Origin of the sequence: Pantoea sp. FN0307, from assembly GCF_050113815.1 — a bacterium.
In the GTDB taxonomy this organism is placed as follows: domain Bacteria; phylum Pseudomonadota; class Gammaproteobacteria; order Enterobacterales; family Enterobacteriaceae; genus Mixta; species Mixta alhagi.
On the sequence record NZ_JBNJSO010000001.1, the window covers coordinates 245,765 to 262,662 of the forward strand.

The following is a 16,898-nucleotide window of genomic DNA, read 5'->3' on the forward strand; positions in this document are numbered from 1 at the left end:
GATGCTGTTATCCGTTACCGCTGAGATGCAGCGTACCGGCATTCGGCGGCTGGCGGTGCTTGCTGGCGATCCTGACTGGTGTGACGAGCAGGCGCAGCAATGGCAACAGGCGCTGGCGGGAGACTGGCTTTTTCTTAGTGACGATCCGCAGTTGCCCAACAGCGTTGCGCCTTCAGCGCTGCGCAATCTTTTAGGGCAAGAATTCCGCCATGCCATCTTTGATGCCCGTCAGGGATTTCACAGTGAATCCTTTGCTGCGCTGGCGGGCACGCTCAGCGCCGGGAGCTGGCTGCTGCTGCTGACGCCGCCCTGGAAGACGTGGTCCCTGCATCCTGACAGCGACTCGCTACGCTGGAGCGAAAGCGACATACCCATTGCCACGCCCCATTTTATTCATCATTTACAGCGCCAGCTTTATGCGGATCAACAGGTGTTGCTGCATCAGCAGCATCAGCCCTGCCGCATGCCAACCTCTTTATCGCTATCTTCGTGGCAGCCCGCCGGGTTAGAGCAGCAGCAGCGGCTGCTCAGCCACCTTTTGCAGGCGCCGCCCGGCATCTCTGTGTTGACTGCCGCCCGAGGACGCGGGAAGTCGGCGCTGGCTGGCATGCTGATGCAGCGTTGGCCGGGACGTTGTCTGGTTACCGCGCCAGCGAAAGTCTCGACAGAGGTGCTGGCCCGTTTTGCCGGTGAACGTTTCGCCTTTATCGCACCCGATGCGCTGCTGGCCAGCGCGGAGCCGCAGCAGGCTGACTGGCTGATTATTGACGAGGCGGCGGCTATTCCGGCACCGTTGCTGCAGCGTCTGATAACGCGCTTTCCGCGCGTATTATTAACCACCACCGTACAGGGCTATGAAGGCACCGGACGCGGCTTTTTGCTGAAATTCTGCGCCGCATTGCCGCAGGCGCGTTTTTATCAGCTGGATGAGCCGCTACGCTGGCGTCAGGGCGATCCGCTGGAAAGCCTGGTCAATGCTGCGCTGCTGCTGGATGAGGCGCAAGGCACGACGCACAGCGCGACAGATAAGGGATTAACGATCGCCGGGTGTGAACAGCAGGATGGGCCGCGTCTGCTGGCGCTCTATCGGCTGTTAACCAGCGCGCATTATCGCACCACGCCGCTTGATTTACGCCGCCTGATGGATGCGCCAGGGCAACAATTTATTGCTGCGGAAAGCGCTTGCAGAGAGGTCTGCGGAGCGGCATGGCTGGTGGCGGAAGGAGGGCTTACCGCTGCGCTGGCCTGGCAGGTATGGGCCGGGCTGCGGCGTCCGCGTGGCAATCTGGTCGCGCAGTCTCTGGCCGCTCATGCCGGTTTTCCGCAGGCCGCACAGCTGCGATCGCAGCGCATCAGCCGTATTGCCGTTGCGCCGGGCCTGCGACGGCAGCAGGTGGGCAGCCGAATGGTTGAGTTTGCCCGCCAGCAGGCGCAGGGGCTGGACTATCTTTCAGTGAGTTTTGGTTTTACTGAGGAGCTGTGGCGCTTTTGGCAGCGCTGCGGTTTTACCCTGGCGCGTATCGCTACGCAGCGCGAGGCGAGCAGCGGCTGCTATAGCGTAATGGCTATTCTGCCGTTGAGCGAGGCTGGGGAGCTGCTGAGCCAGCAGGCGGAGCAGCAGCTGGCGCGCGATCTTTTCTGGCTGCAGCCGTTAATTGATGAGCCGATTCCGCTGGCAATCGAAAGTCAGCCGTCGTTGAATGAGGCGGACTGGCTGGCGCTGGCTGGTTTTGCTTTTGCCCATCGGCCTTTCGAGGTTAGCCTGCCGGCGCTGGGGCGTCTGCTGCTGGCTGGCGAAAGCAGCGAGCTGGCGCTCTGGCACGCCATTATCCAGCGCAGGCCGCTGGGCGACATCTGCCGCGATCTGGGCCTGAGCGGACGCAAGGCGCTGCTGGGCAGATGGCGCGTTGAGGCTCAACAGCTGATGCGGCAGCTGGATGCTGAACGCTGTGAAAATGCCCAGCGCACGCTTTCCACACTGAGATAAATCCACGCTAATTTTCCTTTCCAGACCTGCTTTCGCTGTAAACGTCTTATAGTTAATAGCGAGGAGGATGTTATGAAACTTAACCATTTTGTTGTGCAAAGTCCGTCTGCTCCCCCAACGCAGCTGTTTCTGCTTTATCATGCCGCTGGCGATAACCCGGTCTCAATGGGACAGATTGGCAGTTGGTTTGCAGAAGTCTTTCCGCAGGCGCTGGTGGTGAGTATTGGCGGGCCTGAAGCAGGCGGTCCCGCGCCAGGCCGCCAGTGGTACAGTGAAAGCGCGTTGCAGGATGTCAGCCTGCAGCAACAGGTCGATGAGGTCATGCCCCAGTTTTTGCAGTCAGTGCAAGAGTGGCAGCAGCTTAGCGGCGTACAGCCTGAGGCGACGGCGCTGATCGGTTTTTCGCAGGGCAGCGTAATGGTGCTGGAGAGCAGCAAGGTGCAGCCAGCGCTGGCGGGCAGGATCGTGGCCTTTAGCGGTCGTTATGCCAGTCTGCCGGAACAGGCCAGCGTCAAGACCACGATTCATTTGATTCATGGCGAAAATGATGAGGTTTATCAGGCTGAACTGGCGCAGCAGGCGGCGGAGCGTCTGACCTCGCTGGGTGGAGATGTGACGCTGGATATTGTGGAAGATCTACCGCACGCCATCGATCAGCGCAGCATGAACCTGGCATTGGATCATCTGCGTTATACCGTGCCGCGCCGCTATTTTGAAGAGGCGCTCAGCAGCGGTAAGCCTGGCGATGACGTGGTAACTTTTATGTAATCATGCAACAGCAAAAGGGCAGCGCTCGCTGCTGCCCCCGGACTATTTCTTTTTCGGCCAGTCGTCTTCATCATCCCACTTATCGTTAAAGTCACGATGTGGCGGCAGATCGGGCTTATTCGCCATAAATTTTTTGTGGTCGATGCGCTTCAGATCTTTATAAACATTGACCATGACGCCAACCAGCAACAGGATCACAATGATCCACCAGTAATCTTTTACCCATTCCATGATGTTTCCTCCTGAAGAACGCTTATGCGATCAGCTGCTCCATGATGCGTTGATACATACGGCTCAGCAGTTGCAGATCGGATGCCTTCACGCACTCATTGATTTTATGAATGGTGGCATTAACCGGTCCCAGTTCCACTACCTGAGCGCCCATACGGGCAATAAAACGCCCATCGGACGTACCGCCGGTGGTCTGTAGCTCAGGCCTGGTTTCAGTATAGTGTTCAACTGCGTTGATTACCGCATCCACCAACTGGCCGCGTGTGGTCAGGAACGGTTGCCCGGAGAGTTTCCATTCAAGGGAATAGCGCAGCTGATGGCGATCCAGCAGGTCGGCAACGCGCTGGCGAATATCTGCATCGGTCAGTTCGGTGCTGAAGCGGAAGTTAAACTGCACAAACAGCTCGCCGGGGATCACGTTATTGCTGCCGGTTCCGGCCTGGACGTTGGCGATCTGCATACTGGTTGGCGGGAAAAATTCGTTGCCCCGATCCCATTCGGTGGCGACAAGTTCATTCAGCGCGGGCAGGGCGCGATGTACCGGATTATCCGCCAGATGGGGATAGGCAACGTGTCCTTGTACGCCATGAAGGGTCAGGTTAGCGGTTATTGAGCCGCGACGGCCGTTTTTCACCACGTCGCCCACCTGGACCGTACTGGAGGGCTCGCCAACCAGACAGTAATCCAGGCGCTCATTACGCGCCATCAGGTGTTCAACCACCTTTACCGTACCGTGGGTAGCGTTGGCTTCCTCATCGGAGGTGATCAGAAACGCCAGACGCCCGCGATGGTGAGGGTGGGCGGCGACAAAACGCTCCGCAGCCACCACCATGGCCGCCAGCGAGCCTTTCATATCGGCAGCGCCGCGACCAAACAGCATGCCGTCGCGAATGGTGGGTTCAAACGGCGGATTGATCCAGCGGCTGGTATCGCCGGGCGGCACCACATCAGTATGACCGGCAAAGGCCAGCGTTTCGCCCTGACCGCGCCAGGCCCAGAAATTCTGCGTATCGGCAATATTGATGGGTTCAACGGTGAAGCCAATGGCCTGCAGACGCTCAATCATTAGCGCCTGACATCCGGCATCATCAGGACTCAGCGAAGGGCGACGAATAAGCTGCTGCGCCAGCTCAATAACCGGACAAAACATACTATGACTTCTCCTGAATAAACTGCTGGTAGTGATTTTCATTAAAACCCAGCAGCATAGATCCGTCTGCCGCAGTGAGCAATGGACGTTTGATCAGCGCCGGTTGCTCCAGCATTAACGCTTTTGCCGCTTCCGCGTTATCGATCGTTGCTTTTTCCTCTACAGAGAGTTTGCGCCAGGTAGTGCCGCGCGTATTTAACAGCGCCTGCCAGCCGAGCGTATCGATAAAACTTTGTAACAGGTCGCTGTTTAATCCATCCACCCGATAGTCATGGTAATGATAATCAACGGGCTGGCTGTCGAGAAAGCGACGCGCTTTTTTGATAGTGTCGCAGTTTTTGATGCCGTAAATCTTAAACATAATTTTTGGTGCTCTTAAATGCTGTCTGTATTGCCGAATAGGTAGCAGGTCTTAAAGCAGTAACGACAACCGGACCGCCAAAAAAATGCTTTATCCGATCAGCTACAGATTTTTGTCAAAAACATGATTGTAACGATAAAGTCAGAATCATTCAGCCGTTACGCACTCGTCATGCTTTTTCATACCTGACTGGAGGCCCTAACAGTAAAGGCCGAAACGGCTCAGAGTGTCTTACTGTTTTTGTAACCATCGCCATAATATCAAAGCCATAGCGCTGACTGCTGCACCGGCCAGGCATACTGCATGCCAGCCCCAGAGGGCATAAAATTGCGTAGCGATGATCGCCCCTGATGCGCTGCCCAGAGAATAAAAACACATATAGGCACCGACAACGCGGCTTTGTGCATCAGGCCTGGCGGCAAATATCAGGCTCTGGTTAGTTACGTGAACTGCCTGGACCGCGAAGTCCAGCAGGATGACTCCCAGCACCAGTAGTACCAGGGAAGTTTCGGCAAAAGCGATGGGCAGCCAGGAAAACGTTAACAGTGCCAGCGCTATGCCAGTAGTGCGATGCCCCATGCCCTGGTCAGCCCACAAGCCGGCTTTAGAGGCAGCCAGGGCACCCGCGATGCCAGCCAGTCCAAAGAGTCCAATTTGGGTATGAGAAAGCGAACGCTCACTTAGCGGCAATACCATTGATGTCCAGAACATACTGAAGGCAGCAAAAATAAGCAGGGCAAAAACGCTTCTGACTCTCAGCGTGGCGTCAGCGACAAACAGCCTGATTAGCGACAGCATGAGTGTACGATAAGATGCTTTAAGTGGCGCAAGCGGGGTAGCAGGAATCGATTTACCAAGCACGGCGGCCATGATCAGCATCAGACATGCTGAACTAAGGTAGACGGCTCGCCGCAATGTCATCGCCAGCGGGTCATTAAGCAATAAAGGTATTGATCAGGTGGCTGACTTTGATTTTACTCTGCTGTGTAATGAACAGATTATTCCCGCAGATAAATAAAAAGGCCTCTGCTGGTAAAAGGCCTTTACTATATTCTTCACTGGCTACGGAACAGGGCGGCTTTACTTTCTCAGGCGGTAAATATCTGAAAAGTATAAATAGCCTTTCTTATCATATTGCTCTGTAAGGCGTTTTTTCTCCGAGTCAGTTAACACATTACCCTCGAGAAGTGTTTTAATAAAGGCTTCCCGTACATGGACTTCCATATACCAGTCGCCCGTGTAGCAATTCTTCCAGGCTCCTTTGTCAATATCTGTCACTTTGTAGGAGGGGTTAATATGAAAAAAGAAAAAGAAATTGCAAATAATAAAGATGATACAGCAGACGCTATATTCGATATTTCCGAATGAATCAGAATAGAGTAACAGGCTCATGGTTAACACGAACAGAAAACACATTAACCCATAAAGGCCCGGATAGAGTTTGATAAAGGAAACGTCAAAGTAGGGCCGATCGTTTCGGTTTTCTTCCCGGTTGATTTTGTCTAACTCTTCCTGCAAAAGAGTGTTAAGTTCATTGTTCATCGCTTAAGCCTTGTAAATATCGTCGTATTAATGATTAATTACTTCAGTGCGTTAACATCTAAACCCATATTAAATGGGTTACAGCAATATCTTTTTCGCGTTTTAAACGCCTCTTGATGCTCATACTAAATGGCCATACTGGCGAAATGGAGTGGATCTGAGAGCATTTCAGCCAGCGTTTTAAGATTATCTTCACATTGCAGACGGGTTTTAGCGCCGCCAAGACATAAGCGCAGCGCCTCAGGAGGATTATTGTCGGTGCAAAAGGCAACGCCAGAGACAACGCTCATTCCCTGCTCGCGTAATTTAGCGGCCACGTCTGAAGAGTGAGAATTAATCATTTTTGGCAGTGGCAACCACAGATGATAACCATTTATATCAGCACGGTAGTTCAGGCCCGCAAGATAAACCGCCGCCATTTTTTGACGTACCTTCGCTTCTGCCCGTATTGCCGCTAACATTCGCTCAGCCGTGCCGTCATTGATCCACTGACGTGCCAGCGCATTGGTCAGCGGACTCGACATGACCGTTAAAGCCCGAAGCACACCGGAGAGCAACTGTGTTGATTGCTTATCGGGCCCTTTGACGAAGGCAATGCGCAGACCGGGTCCAAAACATTTAGACATGCCGGTAATGTACCAGGTTAATTCCGGCATCAGCTCAGCAAAGGCTGGAATACGATTTTCCATCAGAGCGGCATAGGCATCGTCTTCAATCACTGAAATATTGTAACGGCGACAAATTTCAGCCAGCGCCATTCTGCGTCCGGCAGGAATGGTAATGGTCGTGGGGTTATGGAGCGTTGGATTAACGTAAAAAGCACTGATACCGCCTGTTTTACACAGCGCTTCAAAAGCGAAAGGATCGGGGCCTTCACTGTCACAGACTACCGCTTTTAATCTAACGTTAAGCTGGCTGGCGATCGCTTTTATTCCCGGATAAACCAGATTGCTTACGCAAACAGCGCCATTTTTACGCTTAAAAAGCGTAAGCAGGCCCACAAGAACGCTGTGTATACCCGGACAAACCAGGATTTCCGCCTCATTTTTTAATTTTAGTTGATGGCCTATCCAGTGCATCGCGGCTGCTTTGTCTTCAGCGGTGCCGCCAAAATCCTGATAACGCATCAGGCTCATCATATCGCTGCTATTGAAAAGAGTGAGCGCGCCGTTTCGTATCGCCTCCTCAATAGCGGGTCCTTCCGGCTCTACGGGCGCATTCATAGTCATTTCATAGATGCTGACCGCTGTGGGTGAAGACGGCGAGGCTTTACTGCGAATAAAGCTGCCTAAGCCAGGACGGGAATCTATCAGCCCCCGGCGGCGCGCTTCAGCATAGGCGCGCGTCACGGTTGTATAGTTAAGGCCAAGGACAGGAGCCAGTTCACGCAGCGGCGGTAACCGACAGCCTGACGGTAATTCGCCACTGTTAATCCCTTCCGCAATAAAATCAGCGATAAGCAGGTAAGCCGGACGTTGAGAGTGCTGCTGAAGCTGGGATGACCAGCGAGTAAAAAGTGAGGTAATCATCTTCCTGCTTATATGGATAGTGAGTGCACCTGTATTGATACCATAAAGAAAATCAATATGAAACTTGATTGCATCATTGATTGCATGGTTTTATGCACAGTGCATTGAGGTGAGAACGTGGAAAGAGCTTGTTACTGTGAAAACTTTTTTATATCAGGTAACTAGCAGCAGCTGCTTGGTCTGATAAAAGTATGCGTCTGAAAAGAGTTCAATAACAATCTGATTGATTGCATCAGAGTGATGACTATCAGGCAACGTAATGGAAGGGCAGCAAATGCAAATGATTAACGGCCACGAATTTGTCAGCAGATGCGCTTCAAATTAAAGCGTATGGCAAATAACGGTGGCTGGTTTAATTGAATCCGCCCCAAATTACGCAGGGGCTGTTTGTCGTTTACTCATCGCTGCTCTTTAAGGTACTTGCAGAGCACAGATCATGAATCCAAAAAAGTTAACAAGTTGCAAAATGTACCTGTGTCATAAAAAAGACTCTGTTTTATAAAGTACATGTATGATTATTCTGAGCATAAAGCCAATCATGATAATGGAGATCAAATGAAAGCATTAACTCTTAGAGCGCCTGGTGGGCTGGAAAATATTACCGTATCGGATATCCCGGACCCAGGTAAACCCGGTAAAGGTGAAATCCGGGTCGCTATCATGGCCGGATCTCTGAATTTTCACGATTTAGCGGTTGCTGGCGGACAATGGCCCACAGCGGATGGAAGAATATTGCTTTCTGACGGCGCAGGGATCGTAGAAGAAGTGGGAGAGGGCGTGGAAGCGTTTAACGTTGGCGATCATGTTGTCTCAACATTTTTCCCGCTCTGGTCAGCAGGCAAACCTGTGCCGGCAGTTGGCGGCTTCGCCCATACGCCAGGTGACGGTATTGATGGCATGGCCTGTGAATATGTGGTCCGTGCGGAGGGGGCATTTACCCGTGCTCCAGCAGGCTGGAGTCATATTGAGTCAGCAACCATCACCACTTCTGGCCTGACCGCCTGGAGAGCGCTGATTACCGATGGCAATCTTAAGGCGGGAGAAACCGTCCTGGTTCAGGGAACCGGCGGGGTATCTATCGCGGCGCTGCAGATTGCTAAAGCAATGGGCGCAAAAGTCATTGCCACCTCATCATCTGATGAGAAGCTTGCCCGGGTAAAACAGCTCGGCGCTGATGAAACCATTAACTACAGAACCACGCCCGAGTGGGGAGATAAAGTGCTGGAACTGACCAATGGTTTTGGTGTGGACCATGTGGTTGAAGTGGGCGGACCGGCAACCCTTAATGAATCGCTTAAGTCAGTGAAGGTGGGCGGCCATATTGCACAAATTGGCATTCTCTCCGGGAATGAAGCTGCAGTGCCTGTGGTTACTCTGCTGAGTAAACAGGTTCACCTTAAAGGTCTGATTGTGGCCAGCCGTCAGGATCAGCTGGATTTTGTCAGGGCGCTGGAAGTTATGGAGCAGAAGCCGGTTATTGACCGCATCTTCAAATATGAAGAGCTCAGCAAAGCCTTTGCCTGGCAACAGAGCGGTGCTCATTTGGGTAAAATTTGTCTTGAGTGGTGATAAACCATAAGGCGCTGGTGACAGCGCCTTCACCCTGAAACGCCGAGGATAAATGATGGCGTTGGCTGAACTCTTGATTCTCCCCGGTTGTGATAAATCATAGAGCCTGAAATATATTTATTCTGTGCAGGTAAGATTGTAATGTAAATATGCTTTACTGCTGCTGATAAATTATTGCCGGATCCTTGATAGTTAACAAATATATTTCCATAAAGTTTAGCCTGCCTGAAAAATAAAAGCTGCGCTTCATAGGGTAAAAGCTGGCTTCTCTGGCAGACCGGCACCGCGTTCAGGCAGTTTTCTGGACAATCTAACATCGACTACCCGCGATAAGCCTGATCATGACAACGCGAAAGTGAAACCTGTCAGCCAACCGCTCTGGCGTTGCGCTTTAACCTCCTCTGACCATCGCAAGTTTTTCCAGGCTCTTTTTCTCTCGCCTTACAATTAATAGCTATATATAACAATTACCTGGATGCTGGTGGCGACTTCAAAGACCTACCTTGATGAAAGCGATGAAACCTCAGGAACGATATTATTAATTATTGCATGACGTTATTAATTTTGCTGAAGTGTGAGTCAGCTATCATTTTTTGAAATTGATTGGGTTTTTAGGAGCTATTCCCATAGTAATTTTGAAAACATCGATTCCTTTGCTGCAAAAACGAGCGTAATATAGACTTTAATAAGAAGAGAGGTAGATATGATTGACACTGAACTGGGGAACTGGAAAGACTTTATTGACGCGATGTTACGCAAGTAATAATGCCTGATAAAGAGAAGCGTAACGAACTCACTATTCGTTTTAGCATCTGAAATTCCATAAAAATAAATAAGGCAGCCGGTTTACCGGCTGCCTTTATTATTTATGCGTGTTTAATGCATAATTACTGTTTACTTTTTTTCAGCGGTGCGGGTGATTAATGGAAAACGCCGTCTGATTAATACAAAAAACAACGGCACAAAGAAGATCGCCAGCAGCGTCGCAGAAATCATACCGCCCATTACGCCGGTGCCTACCGCATGCTGACTGCCGGAGCCGGCACCGTTGCTGATCGCCATTGGCAATACGCCAAAAACAAATGCCAGCGAGGTCATCAGAATCGGCCGCAGACGCTGACGGCACGCTTCCAGCGTTGATTCAATCAGATCGCCGCCACGGCTGTTGATGTCATTGGCAAACTCCACGATCAAAATGGCGTTTTTTGCCGACAGACCAATCACCGTCAATAGCCCCACCTGAAAATAGACATCATTTTCCAGCCCGCGCGCCCATGTGGCCACCAGCGCGCCTACCACGCCAAGCGGCACCACCAGCATTACGGCAAACGGAATCGACCAGCTCTCATACAGAGCCGCCAGGCAGAGGAACACCACCAGCAGAGAAATCGCATACAGCGCCGGCGCCTGCGAACCCGATAGCCGTTCCTGTAGCGATGCGCCGGTCCACTGCAAACCCACGCCGAGCGGCAGTTGTTTCACCAACTCTTCCATTGCATCCATCGCCGTACCGGTACTAACGCCAGGCGCGGCTTCACCTACAATCTCCAGCGACGAATAGCCGTTATAGCGTTCCAGACGCGGCGAACCGGTTTCCCATGCGGTTTTCGCAAAGGCGCTAAACGGCACCATGCCGCCCTCGCTGTTGCGTACATACCATTTATTAATATCATCCGGCAGCATGCGATATTTTGCCGCCGCCTGAACATAAACTTTTTTCACTCGCCCGCGATCAAGGAAGTCATTGACATAGGTTGAGCCCCAGCCGGTGGTCAGCGTGCTGTTAATATCATCAATGGAGACGCCCAGCGCCTGCGCTTTGCGCTGATCGATATCGATACGCAGCTGCGGACTGTCGTCGAGGCCGTTATGCCGCACGCGCGCCAGGCGCGGATCGCGGTCAGCCTTCGCCAGCAGCTGATCACGCATCTCCATCAGCTTAGCGTGACCAATACCGGCGTGATCCTGCAGTTCCATATCAAAACCGGCGGCGCTACCCATCCCGGTAATCGCTGGCGGACTGCTGGCGATGACCCTCGCTTCCTGAATTTTGCGGAAAGCTTTTGTCGCCCTTTCAATAATGGCGAAAGAGGAGCGATCGGCATCTGAGCGTTCTTCCCAGTTCTTCAGGCGTACAAACAGGCGCGCTACGTTCTGCCCGTTGCCGCCTGGCCCTGAACCAACGGTGGCAAATACCGATTCGATATTCTCTTTCTCATGGGTCAGATAGTAGTTTTCGACTTTTTCCACCACCTTCAGCGTTTGCTGCTGAGTCGAGCCCGGCGGTAGCTGAACCTGAGTGGTAAAAATGCCGCGATCTTCCAGCGGCAGGAAAGAGGAGGGCAGACGTAAAAAAAGCAGGGCCATCACGGCAATAATCGCCAGATAGAGCAGCAGCCAGCGTCCTGCCTGGCGCAGCAGCTTTGCCACGCCGCGCTCATAACGGTCGGTATTGCGCGTAAACATACGGTTAAACCAGCCGAAAAAGCCGCGCCGCTGTTGATGTCCAGCCGCTATCGGCTTCAGCAGCGAGGCGCAAAGCGCAGGCGTAAGAATCATCGCCACCAGCACCGACAGTACCATTGCCGAAACCACGGTAATAGAGAACTGCCGATAAATAGCGCCTACGGTGCCGCCAAAAAATGCCATCGGCACAAACACCGCAGAGAGCACCAGGGTGATACCCACCAGCGCGCCCTGAATTTGCCCCATCGATTTACGCGTCGCGTCGCGTGGCGATAACCCTTCCTCACTCATGATGCGCTCGACGTTTTCCACCACCACAATCGCATCATCCACCAGCAGCCCGATCGCCAGTACCATCGCGAACATAGTGAGCGTATTAATACTGAACCCGCAGGCGTACAGAACGGAGAACGTGCCCAGCAATACCACCGGCACCGCAATGGTGGGAATAAGCGTGGCGCGGAAGTTCTGCATAAACAGATACATTACTAAAAATACCAGCAGCACCGCTTCCAGCAGAGTTTTCACCACATCACGAATCGAAGCGGTAACAAACGGCGTGGTCTCATAGGCGATTTTCGCTTCCAGGCCATGCGGGAAATAAGGGGAAAGCTCAGCAATACGCGCCCGTACCAGCCGATCGGTTTCCAGTTCATTGGCACCGGAAGCAAGCTTAATGCCGAGCCCTGACGCGGGCATACCGTTATAGCGGCTGAGGTAATCATATTTTTCTGCCCCCAGCGCCACCTCGGCGACATCGCCCAGCGTGACCACCGAGCCATCATGATTGGTGCGCAGCGTAATGGCTTTAAATTGCTCTGGTGTTTGCAGCAGAGACTGGGAATTCACCGTGGCGTTTAACGCCTGATTATCCACCGACGGGGTGCCGCCGACCTGACCCACGGCAACCTGACTATTTTGCGATTCAATGGCGCTCACCACGTCGCTGGTGGTTAACGCATAGTTAATCAGCTTGTTCGGATCGAGCCAGATACGCATCGCATACTGTGTGCCGTAGGCATCCACCTGACCCACGCCGCTAATACGGCTGAGCGGATCCTGAATATTACTCGCTACATAGTCCGCTATATCCTGCTTATCCATGCTGCCGTCGGTAGAGACAAAAGCAAACATCAGGATATTACTGTCGCCGGTTTTATTTACCGTCACGCCCTGCTGCTGGACATCCTGCGGCAGCTTACGCAGCGCGGATTGCAGCTGGTTTTGCACCTGCTGGCGCGCTTCGTCAGGATCGGTACCGGCGGAAAAGGTCAGCGTAATGGTGGCCTGGCCGGTGTTGCTGCTTTGCGATGACATATACATCAGGTTATCGATGCCGGTCATGCTTTGTTCGATAATCTGCGTTACCGTATTTTCCAGCGTTTCTGCTGATGCGCCGGGATAGTTAGCGGTAATACGCACGTTGGGCGGCGCCAGGTCAGGGTATTGTTCTATCGGCAATGATTTTATTGCCAGCGCGCCGGTCAGGCAGATCATTATCGCCAACACCCAGGCAAAGATTGGGCGGTCAATGAAAAAATTCGCCATTGAAGCGGCACTCCTCAATACGATGTCATCAATTGGGAAAAGCAGCCGGTCGCGTTGGCGTCGCAACCAGCAACAGGGCACGCTTTGTATATCGATTCAGTGCGGTTGCATGCCAAATCACTTTACGCGCCCACCCACAGAGAAACGTGGAGGAAAAGAGAAGAAAGTGTAAATTATCGTGCCGAAAAGCGCCTTTGATGAAAAAAAGCCTAGCTATGTTTATTTTCCAGCCACAGCACGGTGGCGGCGACGCGTGAGCGCACATCCAGCTTACGCAGGAAATTACGGATATGCACCTTTACCGTCTCCTCGGAAATATGCAGGGCGAGGGCGATCTCTTTATTCGAGAGCCCGCGTGCCACCTCCTGCAAAACATCCAGCTCACGTTCTGTTAACGTCTGGAACGGATTGGCGCTGTGGCCGCGCGTCGCCAGATAGTCGCGCACGATGCGGCTGTAGACGTTTTGACCCTGCGCGCCTTCGGTAATTTGCTGTAACAGCAGTTCCGGTTCGCTGTCTTTAAGCAGATAGCCGTCTGCGCCCGCATCCAGCATAGCGTAAATATCGCTGCGGGCATCAGAAACGGTTAACACCAGAATACGCGCTGCGACCCCTTCATTGCGCAGCGCCTTCAGGGTATCAAGGCCGGACATGCCCTTCATATGTAAATCCAGCAGGATCACATCGGGAGAGAGGCGGCGAGCTTCAGCCAGCGCTTCGGTGCCATTATTGGCTTCGGCTACCACGTCAAAACTGCTGTTTAACTCCAGCAACTGACGAATTCCCCGGCGCATCAGTGGATGATCGTCGACCAGCATCACGGTAAAATGTCGGTTGTTCATAATACTCCCCGGACCAGACCGCCAGCAGTGGCTGGCTGAGTAAAAAAGAATAACGAGGGCGATTAATTCGCCACCGTTTCAGTTGTTTGTGAAGGAAAAAGTAACAGCAACCGCGTTCCCTGCTGCGGCGTGGTATCCAGCTGTAAGCTACCGCCCAGGCGCTGTGCCCGTTCATGCATAATCGTCAGTCCATAATGACCCGCTGGCTCCTCAACGGTGCTCAGCCCGCAGCCATCGTCACTAATAACAATTTGATATTCGCCGTTTTCCTGCGTGTCGCAGCTTACCTTAATCTGTCTGGCGTTCGCATGGCGGATGGCATTCAACACCGCCTCGCGGATAATCTGTAATACATGCACCTGCTGCTGAGCCGTAAGCGCATCAAAGCCAGAGGAACAGTGCAGATCGATCTCAGCGCTGGTTTGCTGTTTTAGCGGAGTCAGCATCGCCTGCAACGCGGCAGGCAGACAGGCTTCGTCCACCGACAGGCGAAAGGTATTCAGTAGTTCGCGGAGTTGGCGATAGGCTTCTGCCAGCCCTTGATCGACGTCGCTGACAATCTGCTGCGCTGGCTGCTGATCGGCGTTCATGTTGCGCTTCAGTAAGGTTAGCTGAATACGCAGGTAGGAGAGCGCCTGCGCCAGCGAATCGTGCAGCTCGCGGGCGATAGTGGCGCGCTCTTCCATCAACAGCAGCTGCTGCTGCTGTTTCTGCGCCTGATGGATCCAGATAGCGCGCGACAGCAAATTGCCAACGCTTTGCATCAGCGGCGCAGAGGTTTCCCTGGTGCCTTCCTGCCAGCGCATCTCGCCGCCCGGTTGACTTTCCTGTTGTAGCGTCAGTCGCTGCCAGTTTTTATCCGGTTGCGGCGTTCCCAGCGCAATCTGCCAGTTTTCCCCGGCATCTAATGTCAGCGCGTTCAGGCCGGCACGGGTAAAAACGATCTCCATGACCTGTGTAATGGTTGGATGACCAAGACTGCTTACGGCCAGCGCCTGTGACGCCTCGTATAAAATGGTCATGGTCTGGTGCGCAGCCATCAGATCCGCCGTGCGCGCCTTAACGGTGTTTTCCAGCTCGCTGTAATGACGCTCCAGCTCGCCGGACATGCGATTAAAAGTATTTGCCAGCAGGCCCAGTTCATTTGCTAATGTTGTATCCAGCGTTGGGTAGTTAAAATTACCCTGTTGGATATAGCGGCTGGCGGTGACCAGTTGGTTCAGTGGTTTGACGACCTGTCGGCGCGTCAGGCGGATAGTCCAGAATGCCAGCGCTACGATGGCGATAAAACCCAGCGCGCTGGTCAACGCCACCAGCTGCATTTTACGTTCCGCATAGCGTTGCAGATCGTAAACAAAGCGATCGATTTCACTGACATAATGCGCCACATGTTGCGAATAGCGGGTAGGATCGCTGCTGGTTAAATCTGCCCGCAGCAGGGGCCAGGATAACTGGAGCTGCTGATAACGATTACGCACGTTTTGCGGCACGTAGAACCGGTTCAGATGTTGCAGTACCGGCGCATTCAACGACTGCTGATAGTAACGCAGATGCGCTTCCAGTTCGGGAGAGCGTCTGTCAAGATCCCAGGCAAGGCGATAGCTTTGCATTCGCAGTGAGCCAGCAATATTAATCATTTCCGCATCGCGCAGGCTGCCGGACAGGGTCAGTAACGCCAGGCTGGTGGAGAGCACCGAAAGAATAACGATGCCGGCCAGCGCACGCGCAATAGAACTGGTAACGGAGCGTTTCAGCATAAGAAAACTTAACCCAGAAAAGAGGGTGGCAATAATAGCCCGAAACCTGCGCGTGCGCAGCGGTGTTAAGTCAAATTAAGCGCAGGTAGTGCGGTTATCCATTCTGTTTATTCACCAGCTGGCTGTCAGGCCCGCGGAAAGTGCGCCGCCATTCACTTGGGCTGATAGCAAATTTAGCTTTAAAACGCTGACGAAAGGAAACCGGCGACTGAAAGCCTGCCATGGAGGCAATTTTTTCCACGCTGTGATCGGTGGACTCCAGCAACTCCTGACTGCGCTGAAGGCGCTCTCTGTTAAGCCAGTCGCCAGGGGTTAATCCGGTAGCAGAAAAGAAATGCCGGGTAAGGGTGCGACGGCTCATATTGGCGAACCTGGCCAGAGCATCAAGTTTATGCGGTTTATCCAGATGACGGCGCAGGTGATCTATCAGTTCATTAATGGTGTTATCGCGCGTGGTTTCGGGTACCGGACGGGCAATATATTGCGCCTGGCCGCCTTCGCGGTAGGGCGGCGTCACCATCCTGCGCGCAATTTTGTTAGCCAGAGCGCTGCCATAACGCTCGCGGACAATATACAGACAGCAGTCGATGCCGGCGGCCGTCCCCGCAGAGGTAATCAAACGCCGATCGTTAATATAAAGCGCATTGGTATCAAGATATACATTTGGAAAGCGCTGCGTAAAGTCGCGTTCATATTCCCAATGGGTCGCAGCCCGCCGATTTTCCAGCAGGCCGGCGTAGGCAAGAACATAGGTTCCCAGACATAATCCCACTATCTCAGCGCCCCGGAGCCAGGCGGCCGTTAACGCATCAAGTAACACTTGCGCAGGCTTTTCTTCGGGATGGCTCCAGAAAGGAACGATGATAATATCTGCCGTTTCTAGCAATTCCAGCCCGTTTTTCACCCTGATCATCAGGCCGCTATCTGACGGCAGCATACCGGGCCTTTCAGCACAGATCTGCAAATCAAAGCGATCCGGCTCAGGCATTGCCTGACCGAAAATAATACACGGAACGGAAAAGTGAAATGAACTGACGCCAGCGGTGGCAATAACGGCAACTGTTGGAGTGGTCAAAAATTACCTCCCGATTCAAACAAAGAGGATATGCCGTAGCCATTACGGCTATCCCTGTTTTATGATGCGGCGT

Annotated in this window: 14 protein-coding genes and 1 pseudogene; 4 read left to right on the forward strand and 11 right to left on the reverse strand. The window is 52.9% G+C overall.

Features of this window, described 5'->3' with window-relative positions; genetic code table 11:
- Window position 1 precedes the first annotated feature (1 nt).
- Both ACQE3Z_RS01145 and ypfH read left to right on the forward strand, forming a co-directional pair.
- Window positions 2–1,987 carry a tRNA(Met) cytidine acetyltransferase TmcA gene (locus tag ACQE3Z_RS01145; protein WP_426971731.1) on the forward strand — a complete coding sequence of 662 codons (1,986 nt, stop codon included), beginning with the start codon at window positions 2–4 and terminating at the stop codon, window positions 1,985–1,987.
- A 72-nt stretch (window positions 1,988–2,059) separates the two neighbouring features.
- On the forward strand, window positions 2,060–2,755 hold the full coding sequence (gene ypfH, locus ACQE3Z_RS01150; protein WP_426971732.1) for an esterase: 696 nt from the start codon (window positions 2,060–2,062) through the stop codon (window positions 2,753–2,755).
- A gap of 42 nt (window positions 2,756–2,797) precedes the next feature.
- Here ypfH and ACQE3Z_RS01155 read toward each other — a convergent pair whose 3' ends face one another.
- The 6 genes and pseudogenes from ACQE3Z_RS01155 to ACQE3Z_RS01180 form a co-directional block, all read right to left on the reverse strand.
- Complete coding sequence (locus ACQE3Z_RS01155) at window positions 2,798–2,986, reverse strand: YpfN family protein (RefSeq protein WP_085070830.1); 189 nt, start codon at window positions 2,984–2,986, stop codon at window positions 2,798–2,800.
- A gap of 22 nt (window positions 2,987–3,008) precedes the next feature.
- Complete coding sequence (gene dapE, locus ACQE3Z_RS01160) at window positions 3,009–4,136, reverse strand: succinyl-diaminopimelate desuccinylase (RefSeq protein WP_426971733.1); 1,128 nt, start codon at window positions 4,134–4,136, stop codon at window positions 3,009–3,011.
- 1 nt (window position 4,137) lies between these two features.
- On the reverse strand, window positions 4,138–4,497 hold the full coding sequence (locus ACQE3Z_RS01165; RefSeq protein WP_426971734.1) for an ArsC family reductase: 360 nt from the start codon (window positions 4,495–4,497) through the stop codon (window positions 4,138–4,140).
- Window positions 4,498–4,728: 231 nt separating this feature from the next.
- Window positions 4,729–5,406: pseudogene (locus ACQE3Z_RS01170) on the reverse strand (MFS transporter); the annotation flags it as partial.
- 171 nt (window positions 5,407–5,577) lie between these two features.
- Window positions 5,578–6,039: a YlaC family protein gene (locus ACQE3Z_RS01175; RefSeq protein WP_426971735.1), complete on the reverse strand. Its 462-nt coding sequence runs from the start codon at window positions 6,037–6,039 to the stop codon at window positions 5,578–5,580.
- Window positions 6,040–6,164: 125 nt separating this feature from the next.
- Window positions 6,165–7,568, reverse strand: a complete 1,404-nt coding sequence (locus ACQE3Z_RS01180) for a PLP-dependent aminotransferase family protein (protein WP_426971736.1) — start codon at window positions 7,566–7,568, stop codon at window positions 6,165–6,167.
- 555 nt (window positions 7,569–8,123) lie between these two features.
- Between ACQE3Z_RS01180 and ACQE3Z_RS01185 the strand changes: the two genes are divergently transcribed.
- Window positions 8,124–9,137 (forward strand): zinc-dependent alcohol dehydrogenase family protein, encoded by a 1,014-nt coding sequence (locus ACQE3Z_RS01185; protein WP_426971737.1) that lies wholly within the window; start codon window positions 8,124–8,126, stop codon window positions 9,135–9,137.
- Window positions 9,138–9,166: 29 nt separating this feature from the next.
- Here the strand turns inward: ACQE3Z_RS01185 and ACQE3Z_RS01190 are convergent, their stop codons facing one another.
- Window positions 9,167–9,454, reverse strand: a complete 288-nt coding sequence (locus ACQE3Z_RS01190; RefSeq protein WP_426971739.1) for a hypothetical protein — start codon at window positions 9,452–9,454, stop codon at window positions 9,167–9,169.
- A 386-nt stretch (window positions 9,455–9,840) separates the two neighbouring features.
- Here ACQE3Z_RS01190 and ypfM point away from each other — a divergent pair, with 386 nt between their 5' ends.
- The gene (gene ypfM / locus ACQE3Z_RS01195) at window positions 9,841–9,900 is read left to right on the forward strand and encodes a protein YpfM (RefSeq protein ID WP_157130239.1); all 60 of its coding nucleotides are present in this window, start codon (window positions 9,841–9,843) and stop codon (window positions 9,898–9,900) included.
- Window positions 9,901–10,031: 131 nt separating this feature from the next.
- On the opposite strand, the gene acrD is transcribed toward ypfM, so the two are convergent.
- The 4 genes from acrD to ACQE3Z_RS01215 form a co-directional block, all read right to left on the reverse strand.
- Window positions 10,032–13,151, reverse strand: a complete 3,120-nt coding sequence (gene acrD, locus ACQE3Z_RS01200; RefSeq protein ID WP_426971740.1) for a multidrug efflux RND transporter permease AcrD — start codon at window positions 13,149–13,151, stop codon at window positions 10,032–10,034.
- 209 nt (window positions 13,152–13,360) lie between these two features.
- Window positions 13,361–13,993, reverse strand: a complete 633-nt coding sequence (locus tag ACQE3Z_RS01205) for a response regulator (protein WP_250650543.1) — start codon at window positions 13,991–13,993, stop codon at window positions 13,361–13,363.
- Between the two features lie 62 nt (window positions 13,994–14,055).
- The gene (narQ, locus tag ACQE3Z_RS01210; protein ID WP_426971741.1) at window positions 14,056–15,750 is read right to left on the reverse strand and encodes a nitrate/nitrite two-component system sensor histidine kinase NarQ; all 1,695 of its coding nucleotides are present in this window, start codon (window positions 15,748–15,750) and stop codon (window positions 14,056–14,058) included.
- A gap of 94 nt (window positions 15,751–15,844) precedes the next feature.
- Entirely contained in the window at window positions 15,845–16,825 is a 981-nt protein-coding gene (locus ACQE3Z_RS01215) for a GlxA family transcriptional regulator (RefSeq protein WP_426971743.1), read from the reverse strand.
- Between the last annotated feature and the right edge of the window lie 73 nt (window positions 16,826–16,898).

What these genes read in the sequence shown, in the direction of transcription:
- acrD (WP_426971740.1), bottom strand. Translation starts at nt 13,151, where the DNA reads ATGGCGAATTTTTTCATTGACCGCCCAATCTTTGCCTGGGTGTTGGCG.
- ACQE3Z_RS01205 (WP_250650543.1), bottom strand. Translation starts at nt 13,993, where the DNA reads ATGAACAACCGACATTTTACCGTGATGCTGGTCGACGATCATCCACTG.
- ACQE3Z_RS01180 (WP_426971736.1), bottom strand. Translation starts at nt 7,568, where the DNA reads ATGATTACCTCACTTTTTACTCGCTGGTCATCCCAGCTTCAGCAGCAC.
- ACQE3Z_RS01145 (WP_426971731.1), top strand. Translation starts at nt 2, where the DNA reads ATGCTGTTATCCGTTACCGCTGAGATGCAGCGTACCGGCATTCGGCGG.
- ACQE3Z_RS01165 (WP_426971734.1), bottom strand. Translation starts at nt 4,497, where the DNA reads ATGTTTAAGATTTACGGCATCAAAAACTGCGACACTATCAAAAAAGCG.
- ACQE3Z_RS01185 (WP_426971737.1), top strand. Translation starts at nt 8,124, where the DNA reads ATGAAAGCATTAACTCTTAGAGCGCCTGGTGGGCTGGAAAATATTACC.
- dapE (WP_426971733.1), bottom strand. Translation starts at nt 4,136, where the DNA reads ATGTTTTGTCCGGTTATTGAGCTGGCGCAGCAGCTTATTCGTCGCCCT.
- ypfH (WP_426971732.1), top strand. Translation starts at nt 2,060, where the DNA reads ATGAAACTTAACCATTTTGTTGTGCAAAGTCCGTCTGCTCCCCCAACG.
- ACQE3Z_RS01175 (WP_426971735.1), bottom strand. Translation starts at nt 6,039, where the DNA reads ATGAACAATGAACTTAACACTCTTTTGCAGGAAGAGTTAGACAAAATC.
- narQ (WP_426971741.1), bottom strand. Translation starts at nt 15,750, where the DNA reads ATGCTGAAACGCTCCGTTACCAGTTCTATTGCGCGTGCGCTGGCCGGC.
- ACQE3Z_RS01155 (WP_085070830.1), bottom strand. Translation starts at nt 2,986, where the DNA reads ATGGAATGGGTAAAAGATTACTGGTGGATCATTGTGATCCTGTTGCTG.
- ACQE3Z_RS01190 (WP_426971739.1), bottom strand. Translation starts at nt 9,454, where the DNA reads ATGTTAGATTGTCCAGAAAACTGCCTGAACGCGGTGCCGGTCTGCCAG.